The organism is Microbacterium sp. str. 'China', assembly GCF_002993305.1.
GTDB lineage: Bacteria > Actinomycetota > Actinomycetes > Actinomycetales > Microbacteriaceae > Microbacterium > Microbacterium paraoxydans.
Map to the genome: position 1 here is coordinate 629633 of NZ_CP027434.1, position 26459 is coordinate 656091.

The 26459-nt window shown below is 65.3% G+C and carries 30 protein-coding genes and 3 tRNA genes; 12 read left to right on the forward strand and 21 right to left on the reverse strand.

Annotated features, from left to right (window positions below; translation table 11 throughout):
* The first annotated feature begins 47 nt into the window (after positions 1 to 47).
* From C6C15_RS02925 to C6C15_RS02935, 3 genes are all read left to right on the forward strand, one after another.
* Positions 48 to 656 carry a DUF305 domain-containing protein gene (locus C6C15_RS02925; protein ID WP_029266186.1) on the forward strand — a complete coding sequence of 203 codons (609 nt, stop codon included), beginning with the start codon at positions 48 to 50 and terminating at the stop codon, positions 654 to 656.
* A gap of 184 nt (positions 657 to 840) precedes the next feature.
* On the forward strand, positions 841 to 1641 hold the full coding sequence (locus C6C15_RS02930; RefSeq protein ID WP_232089174.1) for a F510_1955 family glycosylhydrolase: 801 nt from the start codon (positions 841 to 843) through the stop codon (positions 1639 to 1641).
* A 1004-nt stretch (positions 1642 to 2645) separates the two neighbouring features.
* Positions 2646 to 3086, forward strand: a complete 441-nt coding sequence (locus C6C15_RS02935) for a VOC family protein (RefSeq protein WP_036331298.1) — start codon at positions 2646 to 2648, stop codon at positions 3084 to 3086.
* Here C6C15_RS02935 and lspA read toward each other — a convergent pair whose 3' ends face one another.
* From lspA to C6C15_RS02950, 3 genes are all read right to left on the reverse strand, one after another.
* On the reverse strand, positions 3087 to 3605 hold the full coding sequence (gene lspA, locus C6C15_RS02940; RefSeq protein WP_081859717.1) for a signal peptidase II: 519 nt from the start codon (positions 3603 to 3605) through the stop codon (positions 3087 to 3089).
* A gap of 109 nt (positions 3606 to 3714) precedes the next feature.
* Positions 3715 to 4338: a hypothetical protein gene (locus tag C6C15_RS02945; RefSeq protein WP_051667916.1), complete on the reverse strand. Its 624-nt coding sequence runs from the start codon at positions 4336 to 4338 to the stop codon at positions 3715 to 3717.
* Positions 4339 to 4350: 12 nt separating this feature from the next.
* A complete protein-coding gene (locus C6C15_RS02950; protein ID WP_036331343.1) occupies positions 4351 to 6219 on the reverse strand; it encodes an alkyl/aryl-sulfatase in 1869 nt (622 codons plus the stop codon).
* 278 nt (positions 6220 to 6497) lie between these two features.
* Between C6C15_RS02950 and C6C15_RS02955 the strand changes: the two genes are divergently transcribed.
* The 3 genes from C6C15_RS02955 (at position 6498) to C6C15_RS02965 (ending at position 8354) form a co-directional block, all read left to right on the forward strand.
* The gene (locus C6C15_RS02955) at positions 6498 to 7127 is read left to right on the forward strand and encodes a uracil-DNA glycosylase (protein ID WP_199787686.1); all 630 of its coding nucleotides are present in this window, start codon (positions 6498 to 6500) and stop codon (positions 7125 to 7127) included.
* Between the two features lie 148 nt (positions 7128 to 7275).
* Positions 7276 to 7764 carry a hypothetical protein gene (locus tag C6C15_RS02960; RefSeq protein WP_029266170.1) on the forward strand — a complete coding sequence of 163 codons (489 nt, stop codon included), beginning with the start codon at positions 7276 to 7278 and terminating at the stop codon, positions 7762 to 7764.
* A 188-nt stretch (positions 7765 to 7952) separates the two neighbouring features.
* Positions 7953 to 8354, forward strand: a complete 402-nt coding sequence (locus tag C6C15_RS02965) for a DUF3224 domain-containing protein (RefSeq protein ID WP_197971866.1) — start codon at positions 7953 to 7955, stop codon at positions 8352 to 8354.
* A gap of 59 nt (positions 8355 to 8413) precedes the next feature.
* Here C6C15_RS02965 and C6C15_RS02970 read toward each other — a convergent pair whose 3' ends face one another.
* The 5 genes from C6C15_RS02970 to C6C15_RS02990 form a co-directional block, all read right to left on the reverse strand.
* A complete protein-coding gene (locus tag C6C15_RS02970) occupies positions 8414 to 9553 on the reverse strand; it encodes a hypothetical protein (protein WP_062635485.1) in 1140 nt (379 codons plus the stop codon).
* Positions 9535 to 10140: a GIY-YIG nuclease family protein gene (locus tag C6C15_RS02975; protein ID WP_029266166.1), complete on the reverse strand. Its 606-nt coding sequence runs from the start codon at positions 10138 to 10140 to the stop codon at positions 9535 to 9537. The genes C6C15_RS02970 and C6C15_RS02975 overlap by 19 nt, the downstream gene beginning before the upstream one ends.
* A complete protein-coding gene (locus C6C15_RS02980) occupies positions 10137 to 10334 on the reverse strand; it encodes a hypothetical protein (protein ID WP_071327683.1) in 198 nt (65 codons plus the stop codon). Before C6C15_RS02980 ends, C6C15_RS02975 begins: the two co-directional genes overlap by 4 nt.
* Before the next feature lie 79 nt (positions 10335 to 10413).
* A complete protein-coding gene (locus tag C6C15_RS02985; protein WP_029266162.1) occupies positions 10414 to 11064 on the reverse strand; it encodes a hypothetical protein in 651 nt (216 codons plus the stop codon).
* Positions 11061 to 11306, reverse strand: coding sequence for a hypothetical protein (locus tag C6C15_RS02990; RefSeq protein ID WP_029266161.1), 246 nt, complete (start codon positions 11304 to 11306; stop codon positions 11061 to 11063). The genes C6C15_RS02985 and C6C15_RS02990 overlap by 4 nt, the downstream gene beginning before the upstream one ends.
* A gap of 150 nt (positions 11307 to 11456) precedes the next feature.
* Here C6C15_RS02990 and C6C15_RS02995 point away from each other — a divergent pair, with 150 nt between their 5' ends.
* Positions 11457 to 11804, forward strand: coding sequence for a histone-like nucleoid-structuring protein Lsr2 (locus tag C6C15_RS02995; protein WP_029266159.1), 348 nt, complete (start codon positions 11457 to 11459; stop codon positions 11802 to 11804).
* A 413-nt stretch (positions 11805 to 12217) separates the two neighbouring features.
* Here the strand turns inward: C6C15_RS02995 and C6C15_RS03000 are convergent, their stop codons facing one another.
* Positions 12218 to 12499, reverse strand: a complete 282-nt coding sequence (locus C6C15_RS03000; RefSeq protein WP_029266155.1) for a hypothetical protein — start codon at positions 12497 to 12499, stop codon at positions 12218 to 12220.
* Between the two features lie 29 nt (positions 12500 to 12528).
* Between C6C15_RS03000 and C6C15_RS17020 the strand changes: the two genes are divergently transcribed.
* The gene (locus C6C15_RS17020) at positions 12529 to 12672 is read left to right on the forward strand and encodes a hypothetical protein (RefSeq protein ID WP_156040315.1); all 144 of its coding nucleotides are present in this window, start codon (positions 12529 to 12531) and stop codon (positions 12670 to 12672) included.
* 5 nt (positions 12673 to 12677) lie between these two features.
* Here the strand turns inward: C6C15_RS17020 and C6C15_RS03005 are convergent, their stop codons facing one another.
* From C6C15_RS03005 to C6C15_RS03045, 9 genes are all read right to left on the reverse strand, one after another.
* Positions 12678 to 12977 carry a hypothetical protein gene (locus tag C6C15_RS03005; protein WP_029266153.1) on the reverse strand — a complete coding sequence of 100 codons (300 nt, stop codon included), beginning with the start codon at positions 12975 to 12977 and terminating at the stop codon, positions 12678 to 12680.
* Positions 12978 to 12997: 20 nt separating this feature from the next.
* Positions 12998 to 13342, reverse strand: a complete 345-nt coding sequence (locus tag C6C15_RS17025) for a hypothetical protein (RefSeq protein WP_143049226.1) — start codon at positions 13340 to 13342, stop codon at positions 12998 to 13000.
* 362 nt (positions 13343 to 13704) lie between these two features.
* The gene (locus tag C6C15_RS03015; protein WP_143049225.1) at positions 13705 to 14310 is read right to left on the reverse strand and encodes a hypothetical protein; all 606 of its coding nucleotides are present in this window, start codon (positions 14308 to 14310) and stop codon (positions 13705 to 13707) included.
* 676 nt (positions 14311 to 14986) lie between these two features.
* A complete protein-coding gene (locus C6C15_RS03020; RefSeq protein ID WP_051667912.1) occupies positions 14987 to 15853 on the reverse strand; it encodes a metallophosphoesterase family protein in 867 nt (288 codons plus the stop codon).
* A 286-nt stretch (positions 15854 to 16139) separates the two neighbouring features.
* Positions 16140 to 17546 (reverse strand): relaxase/mobilization nuclease domain-containing protein, encoded by a 1407-nt coding sequence (locus tag C6C15_RS03025; protein ID WP_029266145.1) that lies wholly within the window; start codon positions 17544 to 17546, stop codon positions 16140 to 16142.
* A 2-nt stretch (positions 17547 to 17548) separates the two neighbouring features.
* Positions 17549 to 18067, reverse strand: coding sequence for a plasmid mobilization relaxosome protein MobC (gene mobC, locus C6C15_RS03030; RefSeq protein ID WP_029266142.1), 519 nt, complete (start codon positions 18065 to 18067; stop codon positions 17549 to 17551).
* A 303-nt stretch (positions 18068 to 18370) separates the two neighbouring features.
* On the reverse strand, positions 18371 to 18787 hold the full coding sequence (locus C6C15_RS03035; RefSeq protein ID WP_029266140.1) for a hypothetical protein: 417 nt from the start codon (positions 18785 to 18787) through the stop codon (positions 18371 to 18373).
* 39 nt (positions 18788 to 18826) lie between these two features.
* On the reverse strand, positions 18827 to 20647 hold the full coding sequence (locus tag C6C15_RS03040; RefSeq protein ID WP_051667911.1) for a hypothetical protein: 1821 nt from the start codon (positions 20645 to 20647) through the stop codon (positions 18827 to 18829).
* Positions 20648 to 21111: 464 nt separating this feature from the next.
* Positions 21112 to 21306, reverse strand: coding sequence for a helix-turn-helix transcriptional regulator (locus tag C6C15_RS03045; protein WP_062635491.1), 195 nt, complete (start codon positions 21304 to 21306; stop codon positions 21112 to 21114).
* Between the two features lie 95 nt (positions 21307 to 21401).
* Between C6C15_RS03045 and C6C15_RS03050 the strand changes: the two genes are divergently transcribed.
* The 3 genes from C6C15_RS03050 (at position 21402) to C6C15_RS03060 (ending at position 24322) form a co-directional block, all read left to right on the forward strand.
* Positions 21402 to 22139 (forward strand): helix-turn-helix domain-containing protein, encoded by a 738-nt coding sequence (locus tag C6C15_RS03050; RefSeq protein WP_062635493.1) that lies wholly within the window; start codon positions 21402 to 21404, stop codon positions 22137 to 22139.
* Positions 22140 to 22153: 14 nt separating this feature from the next.
* Complete coding sequence (locus tag C6C15_RS03055; RefSeq protein WP_062635495.1) at positions 22154 to 23284, forward strand: site-specific integrase; 1131 nt, start codon at positions 22154 to 22156, stop codon at positions 23282 to 23284.
* Between the two features lie 90 nt (positions 23285 to 23374).
* Positions 23375 to 24322, forward strand: coding sequence for a hypothetical protein (locus C6C15_RS03060; RefSeq protein ID WP_029266130.1), 948 nt, complete (start codon positions 23375 to 23377; stop codon positions 24320 to 24322).
* 168 nt (positions 24323 to 24490) lie between these two features.
* On the opposite strand, the gene C6C15_RS03065 is transcribed toward C6C15_RS03060, so the two are convergent.
* The 3 genes from C6C15_RS03065 to C6C15_RS03075 all read right to left on the reverse strand — a co-directional run bounded on the left by C6C15_RS03065 (position 24491) and on the right by C6C15_RS03075 (position 24809).
* A tRNA-Phe gene (locus C6C15_RS03065) sits at positions 24491 to 24563 on the reverse strand.
* Between the two features lie 68 nt (positions 24564 to 24631).
* Positions 24632 to 24705, reverse strand: a tRNA-Asp gene (locus C6C15_RS03070).
* A gap of 31 nt (positions 24706 to 24736) precedes the next feature.
* A tRNA-Glu gene (locus C6C15_RS03075) sits at positions 24737 to 24809 on the reverse strand.
* 211 nt (positions 24810 to 25020) lie between these two features.
* Here C6C15_RS03075 and C6C15_RS03080 point away from each other — a divergent pair.
* The gene (locus tag C6C15_RS03080; RefSeq protein ID WP_105949242.1) at positions 25021 to 26370 is read left to right on the forward strand and encodes a M23 family metallopeptidase; all 1350 of its coding nucleotides are present in this window, start codon (positions 25021 to 25023) and stop codon (positions 26368 to 26370) included.
* Positions 26371 to 26459 lie beyond the last annotated feature (89 nt).

The following is a 26459-nucleotide window of genomic DNA, read 5'->3' on the forward strand; positions in this document are numbered from 1 at the left end:
GCGCCGCCGCTTCAGCGAACTCTCATACGACTTACGAAGGAACGACCATGAACAAGAAGATCCCCCTCGCACTCAGCACCGGCGCTCTCACCCTCGCCCTGGTACTGACCGGCTGCGCCGACACCGGCACCGCGCCGTCCGGTACCAGCAGCTCACCGTCCGCGTCGACGTCCTCGTCGGCCTCAACCGAGGCTGACGAGATGTTCGTCACGATGATGATCCCTCATCATGAGCAGGCCATCGAGATGTCGGACATTCTGCTGGCCAAGGACGGCGCGGACCCGCGGGTGGTCGAGCTCGCCGAACAGATCAAGGCGGCGCAGGGCCCGGAGATCGACAAGATGCTCGGGTGGCTCGAGGACTGGGGTGTGGAGTACGACCCCGATTCGATGGGCGGCATGGACCACGGCTCCATGGGCGGCGACGACAGCATGATGTCCGAAGAGGACATGACCATGTTGGAAGACGCCGACGCGACCGAGGCCAGCCGTTTGTTCCTCGAGCAGATGATCGTGCACCACGAAGGCGCCGTCGACATGGCACAGACGGCGCTTGACGACGCGCAGAACCCGGACGTCCTCGAGCTCGCGCAACAGGTGATCGATGACCAGACGGCGGAGATCGCCACGATGAAGGACCTCCTCGGAGAACTGTAGAACCACGCGGGGCGGGCCGATTCCCGAACGACCCGCCCTGCGTTTCCCGCGCGATCGCCCCGCGCGAAGACCGACCCCGCGGCGCGCTCCCTGCTGCCCGCGTCACAAGCCTGGCCACCCTCCTGGCCGCTACCCGGAAACCATCATGAAACGATCATTTCTTCTCGCCGCCGCAACCATCCCCGTGCTGACGCTCGTCATTACGGGCTGTACTGCCGCGCAGTCCGACGAGCCCGATGCGACACCCCGCATCGACCACATCCACGGCATCGCCGAAGACCCCCGCGGTGACGATCTGCTCGTCGCCACGCACAACGGCATCTTCACCGTCACACCGGACGGGAACGTCTCCGGACCCGTCGGCGGCCATGACTTCGATGCCATGGGATTCACTGTCACCGGCGACACCCTGTTCGCCTCCGGACACCCCGGAGAGCAAACCCCGGCCGAGCTGGGATCCCCGAACCTCGGCATCATCCGTAGCGATGACTATGGCCTCAACTGGTCGCCCATCGCCCTGAACGGAACAACCGACTTCCACGTCCTCACCGCCAGCCCCGACGGAACCCTGTACGGCATCGCTTCCAGCCAAATCGACCTGCTCTCCAGCACCGACAACGGAACGAACTGGACCACCCATGCCCCTCTAGCGGCAGCCGACCTCGCCGCCACAGAGTCCGGGCTCTATGCCGCCACCGAAGAAGGACTGCTCGTCAGCACCGACGGTGGCGACACCTTCACCCCCGTCCCCGAATCACCCCTGCTCTACGCCCTCGTAGCACGCACAGACGGCACACTCGTCGGCGCCGGCACCGACGGGGTCCTCTGGGCCCAAGATCAGAACGGGACGTGGCAGCAGCTGGGGCCACTCGACGGAGCCGTTCAAGCCCTCAGCACCATCGATGACCGCATCATCCTCGTCGATGACCGAGGCATCGTTGGTGTCACTGTCGACGGCTTCACCGTCCTCAGCCCGGCCCGGTAACCGCAGCCCACTCACGAATCCACCATGAACGAACACAAGAATCCGTTCCGGAACTTCGTCTTCTTCATCACCGCGGCAACGATCGCCGTCGTCCTCCTCGCCTTCGCCACCTACCTCGCGATTGGAGCGATCCTCTGATGTCGCCGGACGCACGATTCGATCCGCTCCGCCTGTCCGCGCTCAGCCATCGTTCCGCACCGAGCAGGCCGCCACCTCGCCCGTCGCGTGCGTACCGACTGCACCGCCGACTTGTGCGGTTAGGGATTGTGCTCCTGGCAGCCGGACCCGCGCTCGTCCTGATCCATCTGAGCACCGATACACAATACGGAAGCCACAATGGCACTTGGTGGACGTACACGGTGGCGAGCTACGACGTCGCCATCATCACCACGATCATCGGGGTAGCACTGGTCTGGCGATCGCCGCCGGCCTCCGATGAACGGCGTGAATGACTGGCCGAATCGCGGCGTCAAGAGACAGGGACATCCCAACGTCTCATGACCTTGTCGATCTCGACGAGGCCGGCGAAGCGGGCAACGTCGCGTCCACCCATGACGCGGTTCCGAGCGAGCTTCGCCGGGAACTGCTTCAGGGGAGGGATCTCGGTCTCGTGTTGCGGCGAGGGTCTGGCGTTGAGCCTGGACGGTCGCCGCTAGCGCACGCCGGAACGGAGCCACTGATCGTGTAGCAGTTGGCTCATCGCCACGCGTGGTGTCAGGTCACCGTGTCGAGCTCCACGCCGTAGTCATCGGCGTTCTGCGTTATCGGCACGAATATCGAATCATCCCCGGCGTACTCAGCGAGCTCCGGCGGGCAATCGAGATCGCCGATCGAGAGCGCACGTTCAGGTGGCAAGAGATGGGCTTGTTCGAAGCCCTTGCCCGAGGGTCGACGATTCGGTAGCCGTCAGCGAGACTGGCGGAGATCGAGGCCGAGGGCAGACTCGGACCGCAGATCATCGGCCCCTCGATTGCGGGGCATCCAGCTCAAGAAGGGCGGTATCCATGACCGACGCATCCACTCCCCCAAGCGACACCGTCAACGATCTGACCAACCCACCCGTGCCGCCGGGAGCCTTGTTGCTGGAGCTCGTGCCGGTTCCGGTCACCGACATCGAACGAGCAAAGACCTTCTACCGAGACCAGCTCGGCTTTCGGCTCGACGTCGACATCAACCCAGAGCCCGGCGTCCGCATCGTCCAGCTCACGCCACCGGGTTCGGCATGCTCGATCACCCTGGCCGAGGGCCTGCCCACGCTCGACATGCCTCCGGGGACCCTGCGAGGGCTGCACCTGGTGGTCGCCGACATCGAGGCATCTCGTGCCGAACTGGTCGAGCGCGGCGTCGAGATCAGCGAGGTCGAGGACCTCGGCGGAGTGTTCTACGCCTTCTTCGCCGACCCCGACGGCAACACCTGGTGCCTGCAGCACATGCCCTGGCGATAGCTACGACGCCGGCGAGGGCGCCGGGGTCGGTTTGATGCGGCGGGTCGGCACACGCAGGAGGACGAGCGCGACAAGGTAGATGCCGCCGACGACGATCGCGATGTCGGCGACGTTGCCGATGAACAGATCGAAGTAGCCGATGAAGTCGATGACGCCACCGCGTGCCAGGCGGTCAGCGGCATGACTGATCGCACCGCCGAGGACCAGGCCCAGCCCGATTGCCCACCAGAGCGATCCCACCCGCCACAGGTAGACCGTGATGGCGACCGCGGCGGCAGCGGCGAGGAGTCCGAGCAGCCAGGTGAAGTCGGTGCCGAGGGAGAACGCGGCGCCACGGTTGACGGTGAGTTGGAACTCGAGAACCGGTGGCAGGACGTCCTTCGATTCTCCGCCCGAGAGCGCAGAGGCGGCCCAGATCTTGGTCCATTGGTCGACGGCGACGACGACCGCTGCGATGGCCAGCCCGGCGAGGAAGGACCAGCGCACTCCCGAGCGTCGGTTCGTGGTCGGTGACGTCACTGTGCAGTTCCCTCTTCGTGCGATAGCTCGTGCCGGGCCGGTTTTCGGTTACCGGCTTCACCAGACTATTCGCTGGGCTATGGCCGAGAGGTCAGGGCTTCGACGCCAGTCACACTTTCACGGGGAACGTCGCCAAGATGACCACACCGATGACAGCGAGAGTCAGGCCCAGAATGAAGAAGGTGCGCCGGCGCCATTCGGCGCGCTGGTTCTGGGACAGCGCCGCGAAGAACAGCACGAGCGCGAAGAGCACGGTGAGCAGAGCGTAGTTGTCTCCGCGCTGGTTGTTCACGAGTGCTTCGTCGAACTTGGCGTCCGCGCGCGCGTGCAGGTCTTCCGCTTCCTCGGTCCCCGGCGGAATGTACTCCTCCCTGGCGAGGGGCCCCTGGGATACGCGCCCCTCCGCCGTCCAGGCGTCGAACGCGATCCGGAACTCGTCCGTGAAGCGTTCCTCGATGAAGGTGACGAGTTCCTGGTCGTCGTCTGCGGTGGCGAGCACCCATTCGGTGTAGATGGTCAGATCGTATTGGCGCGCCGCTTGGGCCCTGCTTTCGGCGGAGGCGGCCTGGACACGTGCGCTGGACGCTTGGCTGAAGGCGATAGACATCTCACCGCCCCATTTCGACGCCTCGAATCCGCACCATGCGGTGATGACCGCGGTTATGGACAGCAGCACCACCGTGGCCACCTCCAACCACCGGCCGGGATGAGTGACTTTCTCGGTGGCGTCCATGCGCGCCGTCTTTTAGGGCAGCACGATCTCGAATGCCGGGTCTCCGGGGGTCAGTACGCCGAGCAACTGCTTCAGGACGCCGAGGTCGCCGCGCACGTCCAGGCCCTCGGCGTCGAGGTCTCCGCCGGCGAGGCGGATGAGCCGCTCCTTGGTGAGGGTGAGATGCAGTGCGGCATCTGTGGCGGGTTCGCGCTCGACGTAGACGAGCACGCCGTTGCGGAGCGTGACGTGGAACGAGCGGTCGAGATCACTGAGTGTGATGTCGAATCCGAGGTCGAGGTCCCAGGCGCGCGGGCCGTCGACGGTGATCGCGACGGCATCGAACAGCTGTTCCGGGGTGAGCTGCGCTCGGATGGCTGGGGCGTTGGTCACGGTCGGGGTACCGAAGTTTCCCTCGCGCAGTTCGGTCGCCCCGGAGAGGAAGAAGTTGCGCCAGGTGCCGTTCTCAGCGCCGTAGCCGAGCTGCTCGAGGGTGTCGGCGTAGAGCGCCTTCGCTTCCGCATTGTTCTCCTCGGTGAAGACCGCGTGGTCGAGCAGTGTGGCCGCCCAGCGGAAGTCTCCCGAGTCGAAGGCGGCGCGGGCGAGCTCGAGGACCCGGTCGATGCCTCCGATCGCGTCGACGTAGCGCTTCGCCTGCTCCTTCGGCGCGTGCGGCCAGAGCCGAGCCGGGTTCCCGTCGAACCAGCCCATGTACCGCTGGTAGATGGCCTTTACGTTGTGGCTGACCGAGCCGTAGTAGCCGCGGGCGTGCCAGGCGTTCTCGAGCGCGGGCGGCAGCTGGATCGCCTCGGCGATCTCGGCGCCCTGCATGCCCTGGTTCAGCATCCGCAGCGTCTGGTCGTGCAGGTACCCGTACAGGTCCCGCTGCAGACCGAGGAACTCACGGATCTCCGCGTTGCCCCAGGTCGGCCAGTGGTGCGAGGTGAACACGACTTCGGCGTCGTCGCCGTAACGCTCGATGGCCTCGGTGAGGTACTGCGACCACACGTGCGGATCCCGCACGACCGCGCCCCGCAGGGTGAGCAGGTTGTGCAGCGTGTGCGTGGCGTTCTCCGCCATGCACAGCGCCCGGTACTTCGGGAAGTAGAAGTGCATCTCGCTGGGCGCCTCGGTGCCCGGCGCCATCTGGAATTCGATCTCCAGCCCGTCGACGGTGTGGGTCTGCCCCGTCTCGGTGATCTCCAGCGTCGGCGCGAGCAGGGTCGCCTCCCCGGTCGACGTCGTCTGTCCGAGACCGGCGCCGACTGCCCCCTGCGGGCCGCGTGCGAGTGCCGCGCCGTACATGTACCCGGCGCGCCGGCCCATCGCGGTGCCCGCGTAGACGTTCTCTGCCACCGCGTGCTCGACCATGCCCGCGGGGACGATGATCTCGACCCCCGCGTCGACGTCGGCCTGTGAGACGATGCCCTGCACGCCGCCGAAGTGGTCGATGTGAGAGTGGGTGTGGATGACAGCGGTGATCTTGCGGTCACCGCGGTGACGCCGGTAGAGCGCCATCGCCGCGGCTGCGGTCTCCTTCGAGATCAGCGGGTCGATCACGATCACGCCGGTGTCGCCCTCGACGAATGACATCACCGACAGGTCGAGCCCGCGGATCTGGTACAGGCCGGGCACGACCTCGAACAGGCCGTGCTTGGCGACCAGCGTGCTCTGGCGCCACAGGCTCGGGTTCACCGTCTCCGGAGCATCACCCTGCAAGAAGTCATAGGTGGACGCGTCCCAGATGATATCGCCGGCGGCGTTGCGGATCGCAGGCTCGTCTAGCGTGCCGATGAATCCTCGCTCGGCCGCCGCGAGATCCCGCTCATCGTCGAACGGGAGCCGTGCCTGCAGCTCTGCCTGCTGTTGCCGGATGGTCTCTGATGCGTCGCGCTGACCCATGATGGTGCTCCCGTCTCCGAAGAACAGTTCACGACGAGTCTTGCGGTCACGAAAGACGGTGACAACCACCTTTCGTCTGAACCTTGTGCCGGCCGCTGTCACGCGGCATCCTGAGGTATCGGATCACCGCGGGCCCCCGCGGGTGTCCGGTTCTGGGGACGAGGCTGGGGAGGCCTCACGCGGGATGCCTCATGGGTGGCGACTCCCTCGGTCGCACGTGCGGCATCCCGCACACCCGGACGGACGCTGGCTGATACCGTCGGCGCATGCCCCGACGTATGGCGGACCCTGAGTTTCGACAGCAGCAGTGGGACGATCGCTATGCGCTGCACATCGCGCCGGTCAACGAGTACGTCGACGAACTGCGTGAGGTCGGCCGCGGGTGGGCGCCGTACGTCGCGCCCCTTCATGGTGGAGTCGAAGCGCGGGTGCTGAGCATTCTTCGCGATCCAGGGCCCGCGACGCAGGACGGCAAGGGTTCGGGCTTCATCTGCGTCGAGAACAACGACGGCAGCGCCGAGCTTCAGGCGGTCCTGCTCGAGCAAGCAGCGCTATCTCCGTACGAGCTGCTGCCGTGGAATGCGTACCCCTGGTACATCAACCGCGCCCCGAAGGCGGCTGAGCTGGATGCCGGCGTCCAGACGATCCTGCACCTGCTGGAACTCGCGCCGAGGCTGAAGGTCGTGCTACTCCAGGGTGGTGATGCGGATCACGCCTGGCGCCGGTTGCTTAGGCAGTCCCCTGAGATCGAGCGTGAGCGGGGTCTCACCGTCGTTCGGACGTTTCACCCTTCGCCGCAGGCTCTCTTCGTGCGGGATCTCGAGGAGAGAGCTGCACGCGTAAAGCGACGAGCCGACGCGTTCGTCGAGGTGGCAGGTCTGCTCGAGCCCGTGCGATCGACGCCATGACGGGCACGGGGAGCTCGCCACGCGAGCGCTGATGACCGTCCGGTAACGATGGTCATCAGCGCCTTTCGCGTCTCGCACTGAGAACCGAAGGTGTCAGTAGGCGCTGATACGGTCAGCGTCGACATCAACCTGCTCGGAGAGGCATCCCTTGAACATCACAGCACCCAAGCTCGGCGCGACCATCGCACTTCTGGCACTCCTCGGCATCAGCGCCGTGGGGTGCGCATCTCCCGAACCGTCCAGCTCGTCGTCTGGCGGCGAGTCCTCCTCGTCCGAGACCGAGCAGGTCCAGGAGGAGGAAGCTCCGGAGCCGGTGAGTCTGGAGGGCTCCTGGAAGCAGAACAACTCCAACTCCGAGGACGCGTGGCAGGAGGCCACGATCACCGGTGACACGATCGAGGTCCACTGGGTCGCCGACGGCGGTGACACGAAGTCGCTGTACTGGGCCGGCACCGTCGAGGTCCCGGCAGAGGGCGACTCGTTCACCTTCGATTCGGCGAACGACACGTCCAAGACCGAGTCCTCGATCATGGCATCGAGCGACGCGACCAAGACGTTCACGTACGAGAACGACGAGCTCAGCTACGAGGTCACCGCGATGGGCACCACGATGACCGTGCGCCTCAGCCGCGAGTAAGCACTTCGCTCACTAGTCGGCACAGCCCCCACGCTCTCGGAGCGAATGGGGGCTGTTCTGTTGCAGTTGGTGGCTCGTTCCAGGCGAGTCCCGACGGACACATGGTGTCGCGAATCTTCAAGCACGCTGGTTCTCGCGCCCCGTAACGTCGAAGCCATGACAGGAAGAGGACACCGTTGAGCGCGTTGATGGGCGAAGAGATCAGGACCGCGGAGGTCAGTGGCGACATGAGGACGGCAAGAGGAACGTTCGAGGTGTCGCTCGAGCCCGCGGAGCACGATCAGGCGGGCATCCGCCGAATGGTCATCACCAAGACATGGCGGGGTGACCTTGCCGGGCAGGGGGCCGGGACGATGCTCGCAGCTGGCGATCCGGCAACCGGAAAGGCGGGCTATGTCGCCGTGGAAACCGTTGACGGCGAGCTCGACGGGTTGCGCGGAGGCTTCGCGTTCCAGCAGTTCGGAACGATGACGGCACCCGACCAACAGCTGCGCTACGAGATCGTGCCCGGCTCGGGAACCGCGGACCTGGCAGGAATCACCGGAACGCTCGACCTCGAGATCATCGACGGGAACACCGCTACCTGTTGACCTACGCGCTGAGCTGACAGCACGGGTGAAGCGCAAGCGGCTCGCCTGTTGAAGGTGTCTCAGGCCTGACTGAGATTGCTCGCGGCTTCAGTCTGCTGGTCAGGCGCGGCGGCGTCGAAGACGCGCGTTCTGATGACCTGGTCGACGCCGACGAGGCCGGCGAGCTTCACTACATCGCGGCCGCCCATGATGCGGTTCAACATGAACTGCGGCGGGAAGAGGTCCAGCAGCGGGTTCTCACCGTCGAACGACCGCGAGGTCCTGGCGGCGAAGATGCGCGTGGTGTCGAGAGCTCTGAAGCTGTCGATCGAGAGGATGGACGTTCGGGGATCGGGCCAGATCAACCGGTCCAGAGGCTTCGCACCGGTCCAGTGCTGCTTGATGCGCTTCATCACTCCGACCGAGGCGTTCGTCGCGCCGACATACGCCTGGCGGTACTCGTCGAGCACCATGACGTAGAGGCCGGGCACCCCATCCCACTTCGTGAGATCGGTGACCTCGGTCATGCCCGGTTGGCTGGTGATTGCCGCCTGCAGCGCGGCATCGAACTCGGCAGTGTCGAGGGAGGCGAAGTGCGCCATGTTGAGGTCGTAGTTCGCCAGTGCCAGCTCCTGGAGGAACGAGCACCATGCGTCTGTGTAGATGCGGTGGTCGGGGTCCTCGTATCTGTCGTCGATCGCGTCCCAGAGATACGGGTCCTCCTCGCGGTACCAGCGTTGCAGGGAGGAGCGCTTGTTGATCCGGGCGTAGGTCTCGCGCGACATGCGGAGGCCGAGCTCGCGGCTGCCGCGGACCTTGAGTCCGAAGTGCACGGCGCTTTCGACCGGACTGGTGCCTGCTCGGCGACCACGCTGCGACGAGACGGCGACCCCCCAGATCTTCCGGGCTGGTCGCGGATGCCACCGGTGCCAGAAGAGCACGTGACCGGAGTCGACGAGCATCTGCAGGGACGCGTTCGCGTCGGCGCCGATGTCGACGTTAAAGATCCGCGCAGGGTCGAACTCGAGATGCTCGCCCTCGGGGATGATGCTCTGCTGGTTCAGCTCCCACGGATCAGCATCGAGCACTAGGTAGCCGGAGTCAGTCAGCTCTCGTCGCAGCTGTGCAGCGTGCTCGGTCGACGGCGCCCAGACGAGTGTCTCGCGCGGAGTAGCGGTGATCTCGAGTTCCACGATGGCGTTCAGCCCTCGGGGCGCCACGCGGCGGCCTCGGCGGCCATCGCGGCTCGAGCAGCCGAGAGCCGGGGGAGCCTGCCGGGGTTCTTGTCCAAGTTGATCGGTGGTGTGAGGCGCACGATGACGCTGGTCTCGACGTCGCCGAGCGGGACCCGCATGTCCGCTGGCGCCGGCCAGACAGAGAGCTGGAGGCGCGCGTGCATCCACTCGTTGAGGCGTGCGTCGCCGCCGTCGGCAAGGGCGTAGTTCGCGAAGCGCTCCGGCTTCGCGAGGTTGCGCGGGACCGCATGCAGATCGAGGAAGTCGCGCAGGAGGGCGGCGAACGACCGCCGGACCGTGGACCCGCCGGTGCGGGGCTTGGACTTCGGGTTCGTGGCGAAGTGACCGTTCAGGTCGCGCGAGACCAGGCTCTCCTCGGCCTTGCCGACGTACAGGGGATGATCCGGAGCCGGCTCAAGCTGGAGATCCCGCCAGGCCTGCTCGTCGCCGTAGATGGCGTACAGTCCGGGACGGGCGGGGACGAGTTGCGCGGCCTCCATGATCGCCCAGCGCTCTCCGGTGAGCGCGGCGACGGCAGGATTGGTGAGGTCGTGCAGGGAGTCAGCGCTCACGCCGAGGTCCTGCCGAAGTGCGCACGAACCTCGTCGGCCTGCTCGGGGGTCAGCTCCCAGCGCTGGTTCTTCAAGTGGTCGGGGTAGCGCTCGCGCAGATAGCGGCGCACAGTGATGCCGGGCCGATCACCGTCGTTGTGACCGAGTTCGCGGCCGAGCTCGGCGGGGGTGATGACGTCGTGCGATGCGCTCATGAGGTCATCATGCACGATGCCCTCGTTGACCGCATTCCCACGGATTGTCCTCGAAGGTCGGCAGTGTCCCGGGTTGTTCTCAGTGCTGCAGGCCATCTTCTCGCTGAGGTGCGGAGGAGCCAGCAAGACCATACCGATCGAGGTGCACACCGCGAAGCTCGGGGAAGGCATCGGAGACGCGCTTCGGTGGCGCGGGAGTCCGCGGCACCTTCGGGGCGGGGGTGTGCTGAGCCGCACTCTGCAAGCTGGACCGAACCATGTGCGAGGTGAACTGTCGCGGCCGCATCATCAGCCGGCCGTTCCATGCGGGACCGAGATCGATGAGGTGATGGTCGGAGGAGACGATCACGTCCGCGTCGACGGCGGGGTCCTTCGCGAGGGCGAGGATGTTATTGTCCTCGTGATTCCCGATGGCATAGTCGCGGACGACCGGGTCCACGATCGCGCCTCCGGAGTCGTCGCAGGCCTCGGCGACGAACTCGATGTACTTGGCCGTGGTTCGTTCAGACTGCCCGGAGGCGATCATCAGGCGGTGGACGTTCCGCAGGATGTGCGGCGAGGTGAACAAACGCACCTGCTGATCGAACGCGAGCGAGAGAGCGTCGGATGCCGCCGAAGGGGAGGGGAGCTTGTCGGGGAGCAGCATTCCGGTGCCGCTACGGATGTGGTCGAGGTAGACGTTGATGTCGTAGACGACCGCGATCCGAGGGCGCTCCCGCTGGCTGTTCATGAGGTTCCCAAGTCCTCGATGAGCTTGAGCGTTTCCTCGGTCGTGTAGACCTTGCCGCCGCGCTCTTCGAGCATCTCGGCGTGCAGATCGTTCATCTGCTGGACGCGGAGCTTCTTCTTGAACTCCTTCATGGCGACGCGCAGGAATTCGCTGCGGTTGCCGCCGCCGAACGCATCGGCGAGCTCCTGGAGCAAAGGGACGTCCGTCTCTTCGACGGCGAAACTGATCGGTCGTGCAGCCATTCGAGGCCTCCAAGCGTGTTAGTAATGCATTAGTAATGGTACGTCGAGAGGTCGACATCGACAAGAGTGGTCTCGAATCCCGCACGCAGTTCGCGGGATATCGGCCACCATTGCGATTCGGCTTAGATGCTGGCTGATATGTTCGGCGGCATGGCCCGCAAAATCGTGCATCAGCTCGTCGACGACATCGACGGAGAAGTCCTGGAAGTCGGATCCGGCGAGGCGGTGACCTTCTCCCTGAACGGCACCGCGTACGAGATCGATCTGTCCGAGAAGAACGCAGCAGCGTTGCGAGAGGCCTTTGAGCCGTGGATCGCGGCAGCCCGCCGGGTGTCCGCCGGCGGTACTCGCGGAGGCCGTGGGCGCCGGAACTCGCAGGGCGCCGCCAAGCGCGACCTCTCGGCAATCCGCGCGTGGGCGAAGGAGAACGGTCACCAGGTCTCCGACCGCGGCCGCGTCCCCGACGCGGTGCAGCAGGCGTACGACGCCGCGCACTGAGGCCGCCGTGGGAGAGGCGCGCGGGTTCGAGCAGGGGACGAACTGGAAGGCGAAGAACGCCGCGAGTATCCGTCTGCGCGTCGGCGACGGAAAGAAGCACCCGGTTCGTTCCTCTGATGGCGCCCCGCGGCTTACGTCTGAGGAGCAGCGGCGAGCGGACGTCCTGCGTGAGCAGGAGCGTGAACGCATCGCGAAAGAGCGCCAGGCGCGCGCGGGGCGCGCACGTGGGCAACGGCGTGAGGCCGGGCTCGACGCACGCCATGCTGAGCGCGATCACACACCAAAGGGGTGGGTGCCGGCGAACCGGCGAGGGTACGTCGATCCGCTCTCGCAGGCAGCTGATCCACGGCCGACGGCGCCGCTCAAGAAGAAGAAGTTCCGTCGCGGCCGCCGCGAGCTACAGTAGCTGAATCTCAGCGGTACTGACGAGCCTGCGCCGCGAGAATCGCTTCGCGCATCACGTCGCCGAGTTCGGCGACGATGATCTCGATGCCGGCGTCGCGGATGGAAGCCGTCAGCCACGCGCCCGGGCGATGCAGGTAGCTGGCCGCCGCCTCGTCAGCCACGGCGAGGATGAGCCGGGTCGCACCGAGCTTCTGACCGGCCCAGGCGAGTTTGAACGCGTCGGTGGCGAGCTTGCGGGGCTGCGCACCCTTGAGTGCGCCGATACGGGCGTAGGCCTCCACGAGGACCATGCGGTCTGGGGTCGCCCGTCGATCTCCATGTGGGCGTCATCGATCGCGATCCGAGCGGGAGTGAGCGCGACGCCCAGCTGCTCGGCGACGGCCGCGACGATCGCGCGCTCCGCCATGCGCTGCTCCGCCATGCGCTGCTCGGCCGAGTCGGAGGCGTGCGGGGTGGCGGATGACGGACTCATTCCGCGGCCACCAGGTCCGCGCACCCGATGGCGAACTTCGACGTATAGTCGACATGGCCACAGGCACTGCTTTCTGCAGCCTGGAGCTGGTCGCTCGAGACGGGCGCTTTGCCTGCAGCGGCGTGGAGAGCGTTCACTGCTGCGAGCATCTGCTCGCGTTCATAGAGAACCCATCCGAGCTCCGTGTTGCCGTCCTCGAGCTGGACAAATTCCTGGCGCCGATAGCGCGTCTGCTGAGCACGCGTGAGCGTAGTGCGAAGGTATTCGAGGTCTTGAGACCAGGTACGGGCGGTCATGACACCCTCCTTTCGGGTCTCTACGCCAAGCCGAGGCCTAGGGTCTTCGCGAACGACTCGAGCGTCACGGTGAGTCCAGGCGAGCTGAGTTCGATGTCCGCGGTCGGGCTCACCGGCAGGGCGTCTTCGGCGCGCTCCCACAGCGCCGCGGCGCGAGCCTCGGGGAGCTGCGGACGCTGCGCGATGGTGCGGGGGCGGTAGAAGACGCCGTCGACGTCGGGATATGCCTGGTGGATGGCGCGGGCCCACGGCCGGGACAGCGACCGATCGCCAGTGTTGATCTGATCGTTCCCGCCGACGTCCGTGACCCAGGTGCTGTCGATAAGGTCGAGGAGTGTGATCTCGCGGGTGGTCGCGAACAGCACGAACCGAGGCTGCGTGCCCCCGGTCCCTCCCGCTCCGACGCCACCGCGTTCGATGACGCCTCGGTCGCTGAAGCACTCTGATAGGCAAACGAGCAGGAGGCTCTGAACTGCCGTCTCCGGTGGAACCGTGATCTGGGGCGTGACGTAGGTCACGGCGTGGTTCGGATGGTGACCCACGGGATCGGGGTGGTGATCGAATCGGCTCCCCGTGGGCCCGAAGTGGCGGAGCTCGTGCCACCGGGCAGGGTGAGCGCCGCCGGCGTCGTAGATGCGTCCGAAGATCGTGCCGGCCGGCAGCGTACGGACAGCGCTCGGGGGGAGAGGATGCGGGAACTTCGATGCGTCGGGGGCAGGAAGCGCGCTCATCGGATCGAGAACGCCTGCTCGGCCAGCGCCGCGACAGGTTCTGCGGGCTTGCCGGCTGCGAGCCACTGGGCAGGAGTCAGCTCGCCGTCTCCCAGGTCGGGGTGAGCGTGAGTGAGGAAGTACTCCACGGCCACGGGGTTCGCCCCTTCGGGCAGCGCTCGGCTCACCGTTCCCCAGCCCGGGAGCTCACCGTGGTCGGTGAACTGGAACGTCGGGAACCGCAGGCCGCGGCCGGGGCCCGGGATCGCGAAGAGAGTCCCCTCGCCGTGGCGCTGGCGCACTCGGCCTTCGGTCACGTCGAGCAGTTCTGCGACGCGCTTAGTCGGCAGCGCCTCAGCGAGGATGTCCTGCTGGCGGAGGGCCGTGAGCACGCTGGGGCGCTCTTCGACAGGCAGCGCGTTCTCCGGCTCAACGAGCGAGCCGGCTGCGCGCAGTGCGTCCAGCTCAGCCTCCGTCAGCGACGAGTGCCCAGGCTCTTCCTCGAGCCGGAGCGCCTTGTTCACGCCCTGCAGGATGCTGATGAGGTGAGCGCGCCGACCGCTGGAGCCCAGCACGTTCAGCTCGTGCGCGAGCTCCTCGGCCTCGTGGTCCGTGAATTCCACAGGACCGACGATCTTGATGGTGATCTCGCGACCTTCGTCCGACCGAGTCGCCGTGAGGTATGCGCGTCGATCGCTGCGGAGGGGGTGTGCGGTTGCGTTCGACATCATCGGATCCTAACGGTCATTAGCGAGTATAGCTTGCGTAAGCGGCGGGGGGTCACTGTTGATGCAGAACCTCAGCGATCAGGTCGACATCGTCGTAGTCGGCGCGGCCGGGGCAGGCGCCCGTGACCTAGCTATCGACGTCCCGCGTCGATGTGTTCAGAGCGACGTGACCACGTAGCTGCGTGGGCCGGCGTGCGCGCAACGTGAGCTGCCCCGCGAAATAAACAAAGTAAATACGATTCGGCTCATCGAGTTCAGCATCGAGCCGGGTTCATCATCATCCAGGCCGCTGGCGGTCCAATGACACACTTAGCTCCATCGGCGTCCGCTGAGGTCTCATTCCCGTGATTAGAAGGGCAGAGAGGTCAGATTTGTGCCACGCCCGGAGACGAGTTCTGGGCGGATGAGCACAGGGCTCAGCGGAATGCTCCTACGGAGCTGGGGCGCTCGCTAAGCCCCCAGCAACCGGTTCGGGGCAGCGCGATCTGCGCCTCGAAGTGGAGAGCGCATGAGGCCAGTCGCTTCCGGGCTGCTCGCATCATCCCGCGGAGGGTGACGATCCGCCGGTCCATCAGCTGCGAACGACGGCGCCATCGCCTTGATCAGCGCGGTGCTTGTACCGTCGTCTTCCGCCGCGGATCTCGTTGAGTGGAAGTGGGCTGAACGCGAGGCCCGCGAGGTCGAGCACTCCTGCGTTGCAGGCAAACGTGTCCCGATCGAGACTGACCACGGTCCTGCCGTCCTCGCGCTCAAACTTACCGTAAACGTGCATATGGCCGTGCATGTGCAAGCGGGGGAGCGCAGCATCAGATACACGTTGCACACGCTCTCTCTGTGCAGCAGATACGGCCAACGCCTCGGGAGGAAAATCATGCGGATTGTTCGTGAGCAGCCGCTGCACCTCCGGTACCGCGATCGCTGGAGACTCGTGCGTGAGCATAAGGTCGGCCGGGCCGCCGGCAATCGCGGCGGCTTCCATCGGTTCCGTGATGAGTTCATCCTCGAACCAGTCCTTGCCCGCAGTTCGAAACGCCTTGTCGACGCTGGACGCGCCGCCGAGCGATAGCACCTCGCGTCCCGCGATCTGAAAACGGAACGGCCGGGGGATGAGCCACACGACGTCACTGACCCTGATCGCCATACCGGAGGCGCTTTCCTGCGCCGGGGTGATGTGGTTCCACTCTTCGTGGTTGCCAGGCGTGACCAGCACGCGCTCGATGCCTGTGCGCTTCGCCCAATAATCGACCGGGCCAGTCCCGGGCTGAGCATGCTCGAAACCGTAATCTCCGAGTTGAAGGATGGTGCGCAGCGATGGGTCATGCCGACGCATCGCGGGCAGCAGCGTTTGAATCCATCCAGCATTGCCGTGGAGGTCGCCCACGACCCACACGCGCTCATCCGGCAGGTCGAAGCTGTCGGCTGTCTCATGGATCTGCATCCATCCATCATGCCCGTGAGTGCCGACTCGGACATGGCGTCGACAACTCAACGTGGAGAATGCGAAACGGCCGAGATCAGTGGGCGCCGAGCGACCATATTGTGGTCATGTTCTGGCCACCCCTGCTGCCCAGCGAAATGCCGGTGTCCCGTTAGTGACCACGAACCGGCCTGTAAAGGACCAGCTGAAGCCCGTTTTTCGGACTGCCACTAGCGACTATGTAGTGTGGGCACCGTCGGACCACTATATGGACACGAGGCGGTCACCGGCCACCCACTGCACAGTGCTAGTCGCCGATGCTCCGTTCTTGGTGATCGGGCGCGGAAAGCTCCGCCTCTTCGAAGAGTGCGGGGAACCGCAGTCGCAGCGGGCGAGGCTTGGGGGAGGTCTCCTGATTCTCACCGGTGTTAGCCTGCGGCCGCGCCGATCGCGGTTGCTCGACGTCGTGCGGACGGTAGTCGGGAACCGTGACCTCCGTTTCTGGTTCCTCTGGGTCCGCGATCCGTGGCTGAGTTTCTCGGAGTTCCGACAGTCCCATTGTGCCCGGGACTGCGGGTAGCTCGGTGGGAGCGTGCGCACCGGAATTCTCGTGTTCGCTTGTCATCGCGTCGGCGTTTGACAGGGCTGTAGCCACCAGGCGTTGCGCGGCGCGATTTGCCTCCTGTGTCGCCTCGTCCAGAGCGATCATCATGCGTTTCTTGGGCGACAGTCGGCGTTCAACAGTCGTGTGTTGTGGCACGGACAATGTCACCGCGCTGTTGCGAGCGAAAGCGGTCTCAACAGCGTCCCTCTCGAAGGCCGTGCCGAGTGTGGTGCAGCGGCGTCGATCACTCGGCGTTGGATCGGCTGGGGTTCGGTCCGGATTCTCGCGAAGCATGCCGTACGAAATGCCACGGCCCTTCTTGCCGCGCTGTTCGATCTGAACGCCTCGGGTTCTACCGACTTCGACGAAGCTGTCCCAGTCGACAACGGCTGGATCGGCGAGCGTGTTCTCGATGCTCGCCCTCAGCACGGTGAGACTAAAAGGTTGCTTGTTGCGGGGCGCACCGAACTCATCCGCGAGGTCGCATTCTGTTTCCCAGATGATGTGCCGCTGCCATTCGCGAAGCTCACTGTCCGCGGTCGACCCGGCGCGGCGAAGACCGCTCGGCTCGCCCCGCTCGAAGCGCTCGTTCGCGTCGCTGAAGGCCTGCTTGAGGTCCGCTCGCTGCTCGAAGCCGCGCTGTTCAAGAACACGCTCATGTGCCTCGACAAGGCGTGCGTGCGTGACGACTGAACTGTTGAGACTGCGGCCGGTTTTGGTCTCGATGGAGTTCGCGACGAGGTGGTTGTGCACACAGCCTGTTCGCCCGTCTCGTTGTGTTACAACGAGCACCTGTCGGCCGGGGAACCTCTCTTCTGCGAGTGCTGTCCCGAGCTTCTGAGCCGTCAGCCAGTCGTCTGGCTCTTCGGGGTCCAACTCGTCCTTCGCGAAAGACTGGATGACGTGATACGCCTGGACGAACGCGCCAGGCTTGTCCTTACCCCACTTCTTGCGGACGTCGCGCATCTGCTGCTTCGCGACCGATACCAGCATGCCGCCCACGCCGGACGCCATGACGTACCGCTCGCCATCTTGCTCGGGCTTGTCATCGAGCGCATAGTTGATCAGCGCATCGGCCGACCGCGTCGAGCTCGCCACCACAACAGGCATAACTACACCGTCCCGCGCGGCGGCAGGCCATGGTCCACGAGGCGTGCGATGCGCTTCTCGATATCGTCGGGAACATCGCGTAGCTCAGCCACCGTAAGGAGAGCCTCCGAGACCTCCCCAGCGGTCACCGGGTCGCCGATATTCAGCCGCTTCGCGATCTGATTGAGGTTGCCGCCGATATGCGCGATGTGATTGCGAATCGGACCGAGCTCGTACCCGAGCCGATCGGAGATGTCGGCCAGGCCCCAGTCGGTCACGTTCGGGCCCTGGCGCTCGATAGCCAGCGCCCTCGCTTCCACCTCGGCGGCACCCTCACGGTCAGTAATGAGCAGGCGCAGAGCTTCGGAGAAGGAGACCTCTTCGAGGTCGCGTCCGGAGGACTTGGCCAAAGCTCGCCGCACGTCGTCGACGGCTCGTTCCTCGTCGTCGCTGAACCTCAGTGTGCGGCGCTTCGCAAAGTTGACGACCCTCTTCCTCGGACGACGCGGCGTCGCTTCGCTCGCCTTGCCGGTCCTCGTCATCAGGTCGTCCCCTTCGCTCGGTTCTTTGTGCAGTCTGGGCCTTTGCTTCCCCGCTCCGCGAGGGTGGTCCCAGACTACACAAATAACGGCAAGCAGTTTATCCGTCAGACATATCGCTGCGCTCCTGTCCTTGGATACTCCTTGGTCAGGCCTCCGGCCCGACACCCGGATGAAGGCTCCCGCCTCCACGCACAGGTCGTGGCGCCACCTTCCGAAACGGAGAAACCCCATCAGCGCCTCTTCGAGGGCAGATGGGGTTTCTCTACTCGCCGCGACCGCACGGGGCCGCGGGCGACGCAACGCTCAGGCGGCTGGCTGCTTGACCGCCGTCGGCGTGCTTGAAGTCGTCGCGACCAGGGCCGGAGAAGCCGCCTGCGGCGGTCTCTCAGCTGCCTGAGCAGGAACCTGACGATCACTGCCGACTGGTTGCGTCGTAGGCTGCTCCTCAATTGATAGCAGGACGGTGACAGCCTCGATGAGGCGAGCAGCGCGCTTGGCCTCGTCCTTATCGGACGTGACCTCGTAGCGGCCGTGCTTGCCATCACGAATGATGGGTGGTTCAGGCTGGACGTCGAGAAGCTCGTACAGCTGCTCGACGGCGTCACAGCGTGCGAACGCCGCGACCTTGATCGCGTCGTTCACGTTCTTGTCGTAGGCGTCCTGCTCGGCCTGCAGCGCGGCGATCTGCGCAGCTCGGAGCTGACTACGGGTCCTTCGCATGGTGTTCTCCTAACGGTGCGGTGTAGTGGTCAGCCCCGATCAACGGGGCTCGGTCTTAGGTGGGGCTACGGTCTCCTCGCCCCTACCCGGAGGTGCAAAGGGATCGCTGCCGACGTACTGGTCCAGGTCAGCAACGCTGATACCGAGAGCCGTGAGTTCGTCCGCGAGTCGTGAGGTCAGCGCTCGGGACCGCTGCAACGGCGTGTCCCACTCGGAGCGCCAGCCGGCAGTGCAGCCGGGCGTCCGGCAAGTGATAGGGAAGCCCGAGCTCGCAGCGGATCCGTGGTCGGTGGCGCATGAGGCGGTGGCCCCGTTCGCCATGAACCTAGCGATCCACGCTCGAACGTCTTCAGCGACGAACTCGCGGGTCAGTTTCACGCTCGCAAGATCCGCATCGGAGATGGCGGAATCCGGAGGCACCAGAACCCAAGTCTTGGAACGCTTGGTGGTCGGGTCCGGCTTGATCTCGTCGATCTGCCACCCTGCCTTTCGAAGATCCGGAGCCACTCGCCGGAGCTTGCCACTCATGCCACGAGGCTCGGGCCAATAGCGATCGTCCGAGGGTCTGCGCAAGAGCTCGTGAAGGGCCTTGCCGGTACCCGTCCAGCGACGTTTGATCGTCTCGGTGATCGCCACCAGGAACTGGTCGGTGCTCACGATGTCCTCGGCGACAGAATCTTGCGCCCGCCGGTAACGGCTCAGAGTGTCTGACCCCGTTGCATGATCAAGAGCGGCCAAGATCTCGGCGAAGTCCGCCATCCGAGGCTTGTTGCCGAGTTTCACGACGGGCAGCTGCTGCAAGGTCAGAACAACAAGGTCCAACAATGCACCCACCATCGAGGCGTAGCTCGCGTTCCAAGCGGAGTTCAACTCGCGTTCTGAGCGACGCCTGTCTGCGGGGATCACCTCAAGATCTCCCCAGACGCATCGCTCGGCGAGGTCGCCGTTGAGAACGCCGATATCGATACTGGTGAATCCCAGGACGCCCTGCACCTGCATGATGCGCACGTCGTCGTCGGTGTACAGCGCGCGGTCGACATCAGCTTCACCGGTCACGAATCGGCACAAGCCGTCCGACAACCAACGCGGCATCGACGACATATTGTCGAAGACCACGCCGCGCGAGTGAGCCCCGGCGTGAAGCAGCCGGTCCGCATCGTTCGGTGGGCGCCTCACCGGCGCGGTGGTCGGATCGAACAGGGAGAAGAGCCGTCGTGCACTACTGGTCTTGGCGGTTCCCTGTTCACCGAGCAGAGCCAAGGCCGGGCACGGAAGACCGACAAGGATCGTCGCAGCGACGAGCCAGCCGATGATCAAGCCGCGGTCCGAGGCCGGCAGATTGACGAACTCCCACAATGCGTCGAGGTTTCCGCCGCGCGCAGGGACGGGCAAAGGGGCGGTCACGGCGGTGCGGCGAAACAGCACGGGAAGGTCATCGTCGCCGTCGAGGATCTCCCAGCCGGCTGCCGTCACGCGGATGACCTGCTCACTGCGATCGCCGATGTCGATGAAGATCTCGTCGTCGCTGGGGCGCGCCGTGCGCAGGTGCAGCTTGATGGGCTCGAAACTCTCCTCCGCCTCGTACTCAAGCGCGCTCATCGCCTCAGTCAACGCGTTCTGCGAGGCTGTGCGAGCGGTCCGACGCCGGTACATGCCGCCGAGTTCCTTGCGGACGGAGCGTCTGCTGCCGAGGAGAGGAATCGCTACGTGACCGCCCTTGCGAACACCGAAAGGCTTGCCATCGGTATCGACGTGAAGGTCGTAGTGATCGAGGGCCAACTCAACGAGCTGCTGCGCGGTGGACCGCTTCCCGAGCGCCTCGGGGATATCGCGGTCTTCAGGTACGCTGGTGGTAGTCAAATGCAGGATCTCCTTTCAGATCCGCCATGGGGTCGCCGAGTTGCAGCTCGGTGGCCCTTTTTGTTTCTTCCGTATGGGTAGTGCTCGCTCAGGGTTCGAGCGTGATGTCGATCTTGTGGTTGCGGTCCCTTCGTATCCGCGCCTGCACCCTGCCGTGCGCGTGTTGAGCACCAGCAGGCCGCTTCGGGGGCGAGGCAAGAGCAGGCACGCTCCCGGGAGCCGAGGAAGATCGGTAGTGCGGAAGTCACCCCCGCACTTCTCCTGCGCGGACTGCACCTATTTCGCCTCCGAGGTGCCAATAGAGAAGTGATGGGGTTCCGTCCGCATCTCCGCTCCCGTGCGCGGGTTATCTAGGCGACGGCGGGGCGCGCCACGTGCGGAACACCACGCGGAACGTGTCGGTCCCGACAGTTGCCTCGAAGTTCCGCACGGTTTCCGCGCGCAATGGGTCCGGCGAGGACGCATCACATCGCCGGCTCGAGCTGCTCCTCGATCCAACGGTCGACATCGGCCTGACGCCAGCGAACAGCGGCGCCGATCTTCACGGCCCGGGGGAGCGGCTCACCGAGCGACCGCTTGCGGTAGATAGTCGACACAGACATGCCGGTCTGGGCGGAGAGATCGTGAACGTCGAGGAGGGTGTTCGTCGTCTGTGTCATGCGGAGTCCTTTGATAGCGAGTACCAGAAATTTGTAACTTGTGAGGTACCGTAACACAAGCTACATGATTCTGGTAACTTGTAAGCATGGAATCAATGGCATACGCGGAAGCGGTGGGCGGATTTCTTGCCGCCTACCGGCGGCGGCACGGGATTACCCTTGAGGCGATCGCGACCGTTGGACGCGATTACGGAGCAACGTGGAGCCTGTCTAGCGTCCAGGCGATTGAGCGGGGCAAGGCTGCGCCGACGGTTCCGACGCTTCTCACGCTCGCACTCGCACTTGGAAAGCTCTCTGGTGAGCCGCTTCGACTCGCCGACCTTCTTGGGGCTGCGGAGTTGCTGGAACGGCCGTACGAGCTCCGTGAGGATCAGCCCGTGCGGCGGGAGTGGGTCAACCGCGTACTGTCGGGCGCACCGATCGCGCTCGAGGATGGCGACTATGCGCACGTGGGCGCCGCGCCGATAGGTGGGGATCACGAGTGGGACGAGGAACTCGAGATGGCGGCCCTTGAGCATATGAGGGTGCACGGCAGGAAGTCCGAGTCGTATGACCAGGTGGATGCACAGTGGGGGGCCATGACGGAGGTGCCCGACCGTGACACGCGTCAGAGCGCTCGTCGGCCTAGTGTGAGCCTTGCAGAGTCTCGGGCGGCAAAGAAGCTTGGGATACGCCCACCTCTGCTTCAGCAGTACGCGGCGCGACTCTGGGGCCATTCCCTTGAAGTCGAGGCCCTGCTCCGTGCCGGCGAGGACAGCACGCCGCAGGCGCGTGGGCGCGTCACGCGTGTGCTCATTGACGAACTCCGCGCATCCACCGACGGTGAAGTCTGATGGCCAGACCTCGAATGGCGATCGGAACCTACGGCACCATCCACGTGGCCGAGGTTCAGCCGGGGAAGTGGCGTGCCCGCACGCGGTATCGTTTCGCGGACGGCAAATCCCGCCAGATCGAGAAGCACGCGCCGAGCAAGGCCAAGGCGACGGCCGCGCTGAGGCATGCGCTGACCACGATCGAGGCCGACCGCGGTGGCGAGCTGAAACCGGCAACGCACCTCCGCGCCCTCGGCCAGAGGTTCTTGGAGTCCCGGCGTGAGTTGGGGCGCTCAGAAGGCACGCTGGAGACCTACGGCTATGCAGTCACCGCTCATATCGCGCCCCGGATCGGCGACCTCTCAGTCGCCGAGGCCACACCTGAACGGCTGCAGAAGTTCCTTAACGCCGTTGAGAAGGAAGCCGGCCCGGGGGCAGCAAAGAACTGCCGATCGGCGCTGAGTGGCATGCTCGGCCTAGCGGTGCGGAACGGGGCTTTGTCGCACAACCCCGTGCGTGAGCTCGAGCGCGTCACCCAAAGGAAGAAGAAGGGCAGCACCGCAATCCCGTTGGACGAACTGCCGATGTTTCTCCAGCGCGTCCGTGAGGACGAGAAGCTCAACGAGTGGGACACGGTGGATCTGATCACGTTCATGCTCGCGTCAGGGTGGCGAGTGGCCGAGGTGTGCGCGCTCGAAGCGAGCGCTATCGACTTCGCCGCCGGCACAGCTTCCGTTGTCGCGCAGAATGTGCGTGTGAAGGGGCGGGGAATTGTGCGGCAGGAGTTCGCGAAGACCGACAAGTCCGCGCGTACCACCCACTTGCCGGAAGCGACCATGCTCCTCCTTCACAAGCGGCACGAGAGGCTGCGCGCCGATACCAACCTCATCTTCCCGACTCCGCTGATGCGCCCTCGCGATCCCTCGAACACGCAGCGGGAGCTTCGAGACCGTCGCGACGGCCTGGGGTACCCGGGATTGTCAACGCACGCGTTCCGAAAGTCGGTAGCCACGATTCTTGACAAGGCTGGACTGTCCGCGACAGAGATCGCCGACTACCTCGGACACGAGAACCCGAGCATGACCCAGGACGTGTACATGAACACCATCAAGGGCTCCACCAAAGCTGCAGGCATCATGGGCCAGAAGCTGGACGGGCTGATCTAATCCGGTGCGAGAAGCAGCCCGGGGCGGAGTGAGGAGAGGGCTTCCGCTCTACCCGATCGTAGTGTCCGTGGCTGCGGATACGATCCATCGATGACTGATGAGCAGCCGCCGGCGCCTGATCCTGCGAGCGGGCTGAATCTTGCGGACGAGCTGAACCGTGACTTCTATTCGCATTCACCATCGCAGTACCTGCGAACTCGAATCGCGTTGCTCGTCGCCCTCGGCGACGCCGATGCCGCCTTGCATCCCGCGCTCGTTGGAGGTGTCCGTGCGTGGGGTATGGGCGTCGAGCTAGAGGTGCCACTAGACGACGAAGAGATCGACGGATTCGCTGTGGTCGAGTCGATCTCGATCATGTACCTCGCGGCGGAGGCACTCCTGCGGTTGTACTTCGCGCACGTGGAACCGGAGCCTTGTCCGCCGCTGAAGCTCTCGTCGTTGACGAGCTTCGCGAAGTTCAAGCAGATGGCGGGCGACTTGTTGACCAGCCCTCCGCGCAATGAGCTATTGCGCGAGGTATTCCGCGGCAGGCTCGATGCGCCTGCTGAGGTATCCGCGGAGGCATGGACAGAGGACGCTGACGTCCTTCGATTTCTCTTGACTCGGGCAGCCGCGCTGCTCGCCCGCGAGGCTAACGTGTACAACTCGACGAAGCACGGGCTTGCAGTGCAACCTCGGAAATCCGGGCTGCGCCTCGGTAGCGAGGAGGACCCGAATGGCGTGATCATCGACCACCACGGACCGTCCATCCGGTTCCTCAGCAAGGGTCCTAGCGCCGAAGAGGGGGTGCAACAGTGGCGAGAGACGATCCAGTTCGCGTTCCCTTCCATCAACCTCGCAGTTGCATCCGCTTTCGCCGACGAGATCGACGCGATCCACGCGGTGGCGAAGGCGCGCTTGACTGGTGAACAGGGCTCAGTGACGATTCGTCAGCGAGCGTTGATTGACCACCTTCGTGCCGTGCCCTTCGCTAGCAACTACACGGGGCTTCTATCTCTGGGGATGCATCGAGACTTTGGGGTCAGGATTGGGCGCTAGTTGCGTTCGGGCGACGCTGCTGCCTGAGCCTGATAGTGCGGAGTTTGTGCGGAGTCCACGACTGAAAACCCCAGAGCCTGCCCGGAGGGAGGCAGTCGCTGACGCGGAAAAACCCTGATAAGCGCATAAAAGAACCCCCGCGATGTAGAAGCTACGCGAGGGTTCCAGTGGCTCCGACCGGCATCGATCCGGTGACCTTTCGATTTTCAGTCGAACGCTCTACCAACTGAGCTACAGAGCCGCGCGGCGATGATGCTGCCGCGTCCTAGACGAAGAGCCCTCTCCGAAGAAAGAGCTCGTCGCACGGAGCGACCCTGACGGGACTTGAACCCGCGACCTCCGCCGTGACAGGGCGGCACGCTAACCAACTGCGCTACAGGGCCATACTGGTGTTTTCAATTGTATCGGATGGAGTGACCCCAACGGGATTCGAACCCGTGCTACCGCCGTGAAAGGGCGGCGTCCTAGGCCGCTAAACGATGGGGCCGAGTCAGTCCCGGGGGACTTCCTTGCCGACGCTCAAGCATAAGGGATCATCCGGGCAAATCGCGAATCGAGCCCGGAACCCGCTTCCCCCGGGCGTGTTCGAGCGGGACCATGGAGGGGCCGGGGATGCTGTTCACGCCGCTCCAGGAGTCTGGTGCTGGTGTGAAAGTTGTTGTTACTGTGGCATCTGTGAAACCGGCGGAAGGGGCCGTGTGAACGAGAAGACCACGCAGGATGCGGCACTCGCGGCATCCGCGGACTGCGGGTGTGCGCCCACCCCGACGGAGCGCCGTGCCCTCTTCGGTGACGGCATCAGCCGCCGCGGCGCTCTCGGACTCGGCGCGCTCAGCGTCGTCGCCCTCAGCGCGTTCGGCATCTCGTCTGGAGTCACGGCCGCCCACGCCGCGTCGTACCCGAGCTGGGACGACGTGCAGAAGGCCAAGCAGAACGAGGCCTCCAAAGCCGCAGAGGTGAAGCGCATCGAGGGACTGATCCAGTCACTCACGCAGAAGGTCTCCGAGACGCAGGCCGCCGCCGAGGTCGCCTCGACCGAGTTCTACAACGCGCAGCAGGCCTACTTCGCCGCGATCGCGGAGGCCGACTCGCTGCAGGAGAAGGCGGACGCGCAGGCCGCCGTCGCCGACGAGTCCGCCCGCAAGGCCGGTCAGGTCGCCGCGCAGCTCTACCGCAACGGCGGTGACGACACCTCGCTGGAGCTGTTCTTCGCGGGCTCCGCAGCCAACGCCGACGAGCTCCTCGCCCGCCTCGGCTCGATGGACAAGCTCCTCGAGTACAACCAGACCGTCTACAACGACGCGGTCGCCGCGCGGAACTCTGCCCAGTCGCTCAGCGATCAGGCGGTCGTCGCCCGGGACGAGCGCGACCGGCTCCAGAAGATCGCCGAGGAGAAGATGGTCGCGGCGCAGCAGGCCGCCGACGCCGCCCAGGCCGCTCTCGACGAGCAGTCGGCGAACCTCGCCACGATGCAGGCGCAGCTCGCCGCGCTGAAGGACACCACCGCGACCACCGTCGCCGGCTACCAGAAGGGCGTCGAGGAGCGCGAGAAGGAGCGTAAGCGCCGCGAGGCCGCCGAAGCCGCCGCGAATGCCGGCGGCAACAGCGGCGGCGGCGGGACCCCGGGAAGCGGCGGCTGGGTGCGTCCGCATGGCGGTTACCGCAGCTCCGGCTACGGCCCGCGCTCCCAGCAGTGCAACGCCAACGGCTGCTCGTCGAGCTGGCACTACGGCGTCGACCTCGCGAACGGCTGCGGCGCGGCGATCTACGCGGCGCACTCGGGCACTGTCGATGCCGCGTTCTACAACGGCGGGTACGGCAACTACGTCCGGATCCAGCACGGCGGCGGCATCGCGACCGGCTACGCGCACATCAAGCCCGGCGGCTTCGCGGTCCGGAACGGCCAGTGGGTGCGCGCCGGCCAGGTCATCGCGTATGCGGGCAACACCGGCGGCTCCTTCGGCTGCCACCTGCACTTCGAGGTCTACATCAACGGCCGCTACACGAACCCCATCGACTTCATGGCGAGCAAGGGCATCTCCGTCTGACGGACGGCTGGATAGCGGAAGACCCCCGGACGCATGGCGTCCGGGGGTCTTCGCTTCGACAGGCTCAGCGAACCAGAGAAGGTCGGCGA

Coding starts and splice junctions, on each gene's coding strand:
- C6C15_RS03060 (WP_029266130.1), top strand. CDS start 23,375: ATGACTGATGAGCAGCCGCCGGCGCCTGATCCTGCGAGCGGGCTGAAT.
- C6C15_RS02985 (WP_029266162.1), bottom strand. CDS start 11,064: ATGAACAGCCAGCGGGAGCGCCCTCGGATCGCGGTCGTCTACGACATC.
- C6C15_RS03000 (WP_029266155.1), bottom strand. CDS start 12,499: ATGGTCCTCGTGGAGGCCTACGCCCGTATCGGCGCACTCAAGGGTGCG.
- C6C15_RS03045 (WP_062635491.1), bottom strand. CDS start 21,306: ATGACACAGACGACGAACACCCTCCTCGACGTTCACGATCTCTCCGCC.
- C6C15_RS02990 (WP_029266161.1), bottom strand. CDS start 11,306: ATGGCTGCACGACCGATCAGTTTCGCCGTCGAAGAGACGGACGTCCCT.
- C6C15_RS02995 (WP_029266159.1), top strand. CDS start 11,457: ATGGCCCGCAAAATCGTGCATCAGCTCGTCGACGACATCGACGGAGAA.
- C6C15_RS03035 (WP_029266140.1), bottom strand. CDS start 18,787: ATGCGAAGGACCCGTAGTCAGCTCCGAGCTGCGCAGATCGCCGCGCTG.
- C6C15_RS03025 (WP_029266145.1), bottom strand. CDS start 17,546: ATGCCTGTTGTGGTGGCGAGCTCGACGCGGTCGGCCGATGCGCTGATC.
- mobC (WP_029266142.1), bottom strand. CDS start 18,067: ATGACGAGGACCGGCAAGGCGAGCGAAGCGACGCCGCGTCGTCCGAGG.
- C6C15_RS03020 (WP_051667912.1), bottom strand. CDS start 15,853: ATGCAGATCCATGAGACAGCCGACAGCTTCGACCTGCCGGATGAGCGC.
- C6C15_RS02950 (WP_036331343.1), bottom strand. CDS start 6,219: ATGGGTCAGCGCGACGCATCAGAGACCATCCGGCAACAGCAGGCAGAG.
- C6C15_RS03005 (WP_029266153.1), bottom strand. CDS start 12,977: ATGACCGCCCGTACCTGGTCTCAAGACCTCGAATACCTTCGCACTACG.
- C6C15_RS02935 (WP_036331298.1), top strand. CDS start 2,646: ATGACCGACGCATCCACTCCCCCAAGCGACACCGTCAACGATCTGACC.
- C6C15_RS03050 (WP_062635493.1), top strand. CDS start 21,402: ATGGCATACGCGGAAGCGGTGGGCGGATTTCTTGCCGCCTACCGGCGG.
- C6C15_RS02945 (WP_051667916.1), bottom strand. CDS start 4,338: ATGGACGCCACCGAGAAAGTCACTCATCCCGGCCGGTGGTTGGAGGTG.
- C6C15_RS02980 (WP_071327683.1), bottom strand. CDS start 10,334: ATGAGCGCATCGCACGACGTCATCACCCCCGCCGAGCTCGGCCGCGAA.
- C6C15_RS02965 (WP_197971866.1), top strand. CDS start 7,953: ATGGGCGAAGAGATCAGGACCGCGGAGGTCAGTGGCGACATGAGGACG.
- C6C15_RS02925 (WP_029266186.1), top strand. CDS start 48: ATGAACAAGAAGATCCCCCTCGCACTCAGCACCGGCGCTCTCACCCTC.
- C6C15_RS03055 (WP_062635495.1), top strand. CDS start 22,154: ATGGCGATCGGAACCTACGGCACCATCCACGTGGCCGAGGTTCAGCCG.
- C6C15_RS02955 (WP_199787686.1), top strand. CDS start 6,498: ATGGCGGACCCTGAGTTTCGACAGCAGCAGTGGGACGATCGCTATGCG.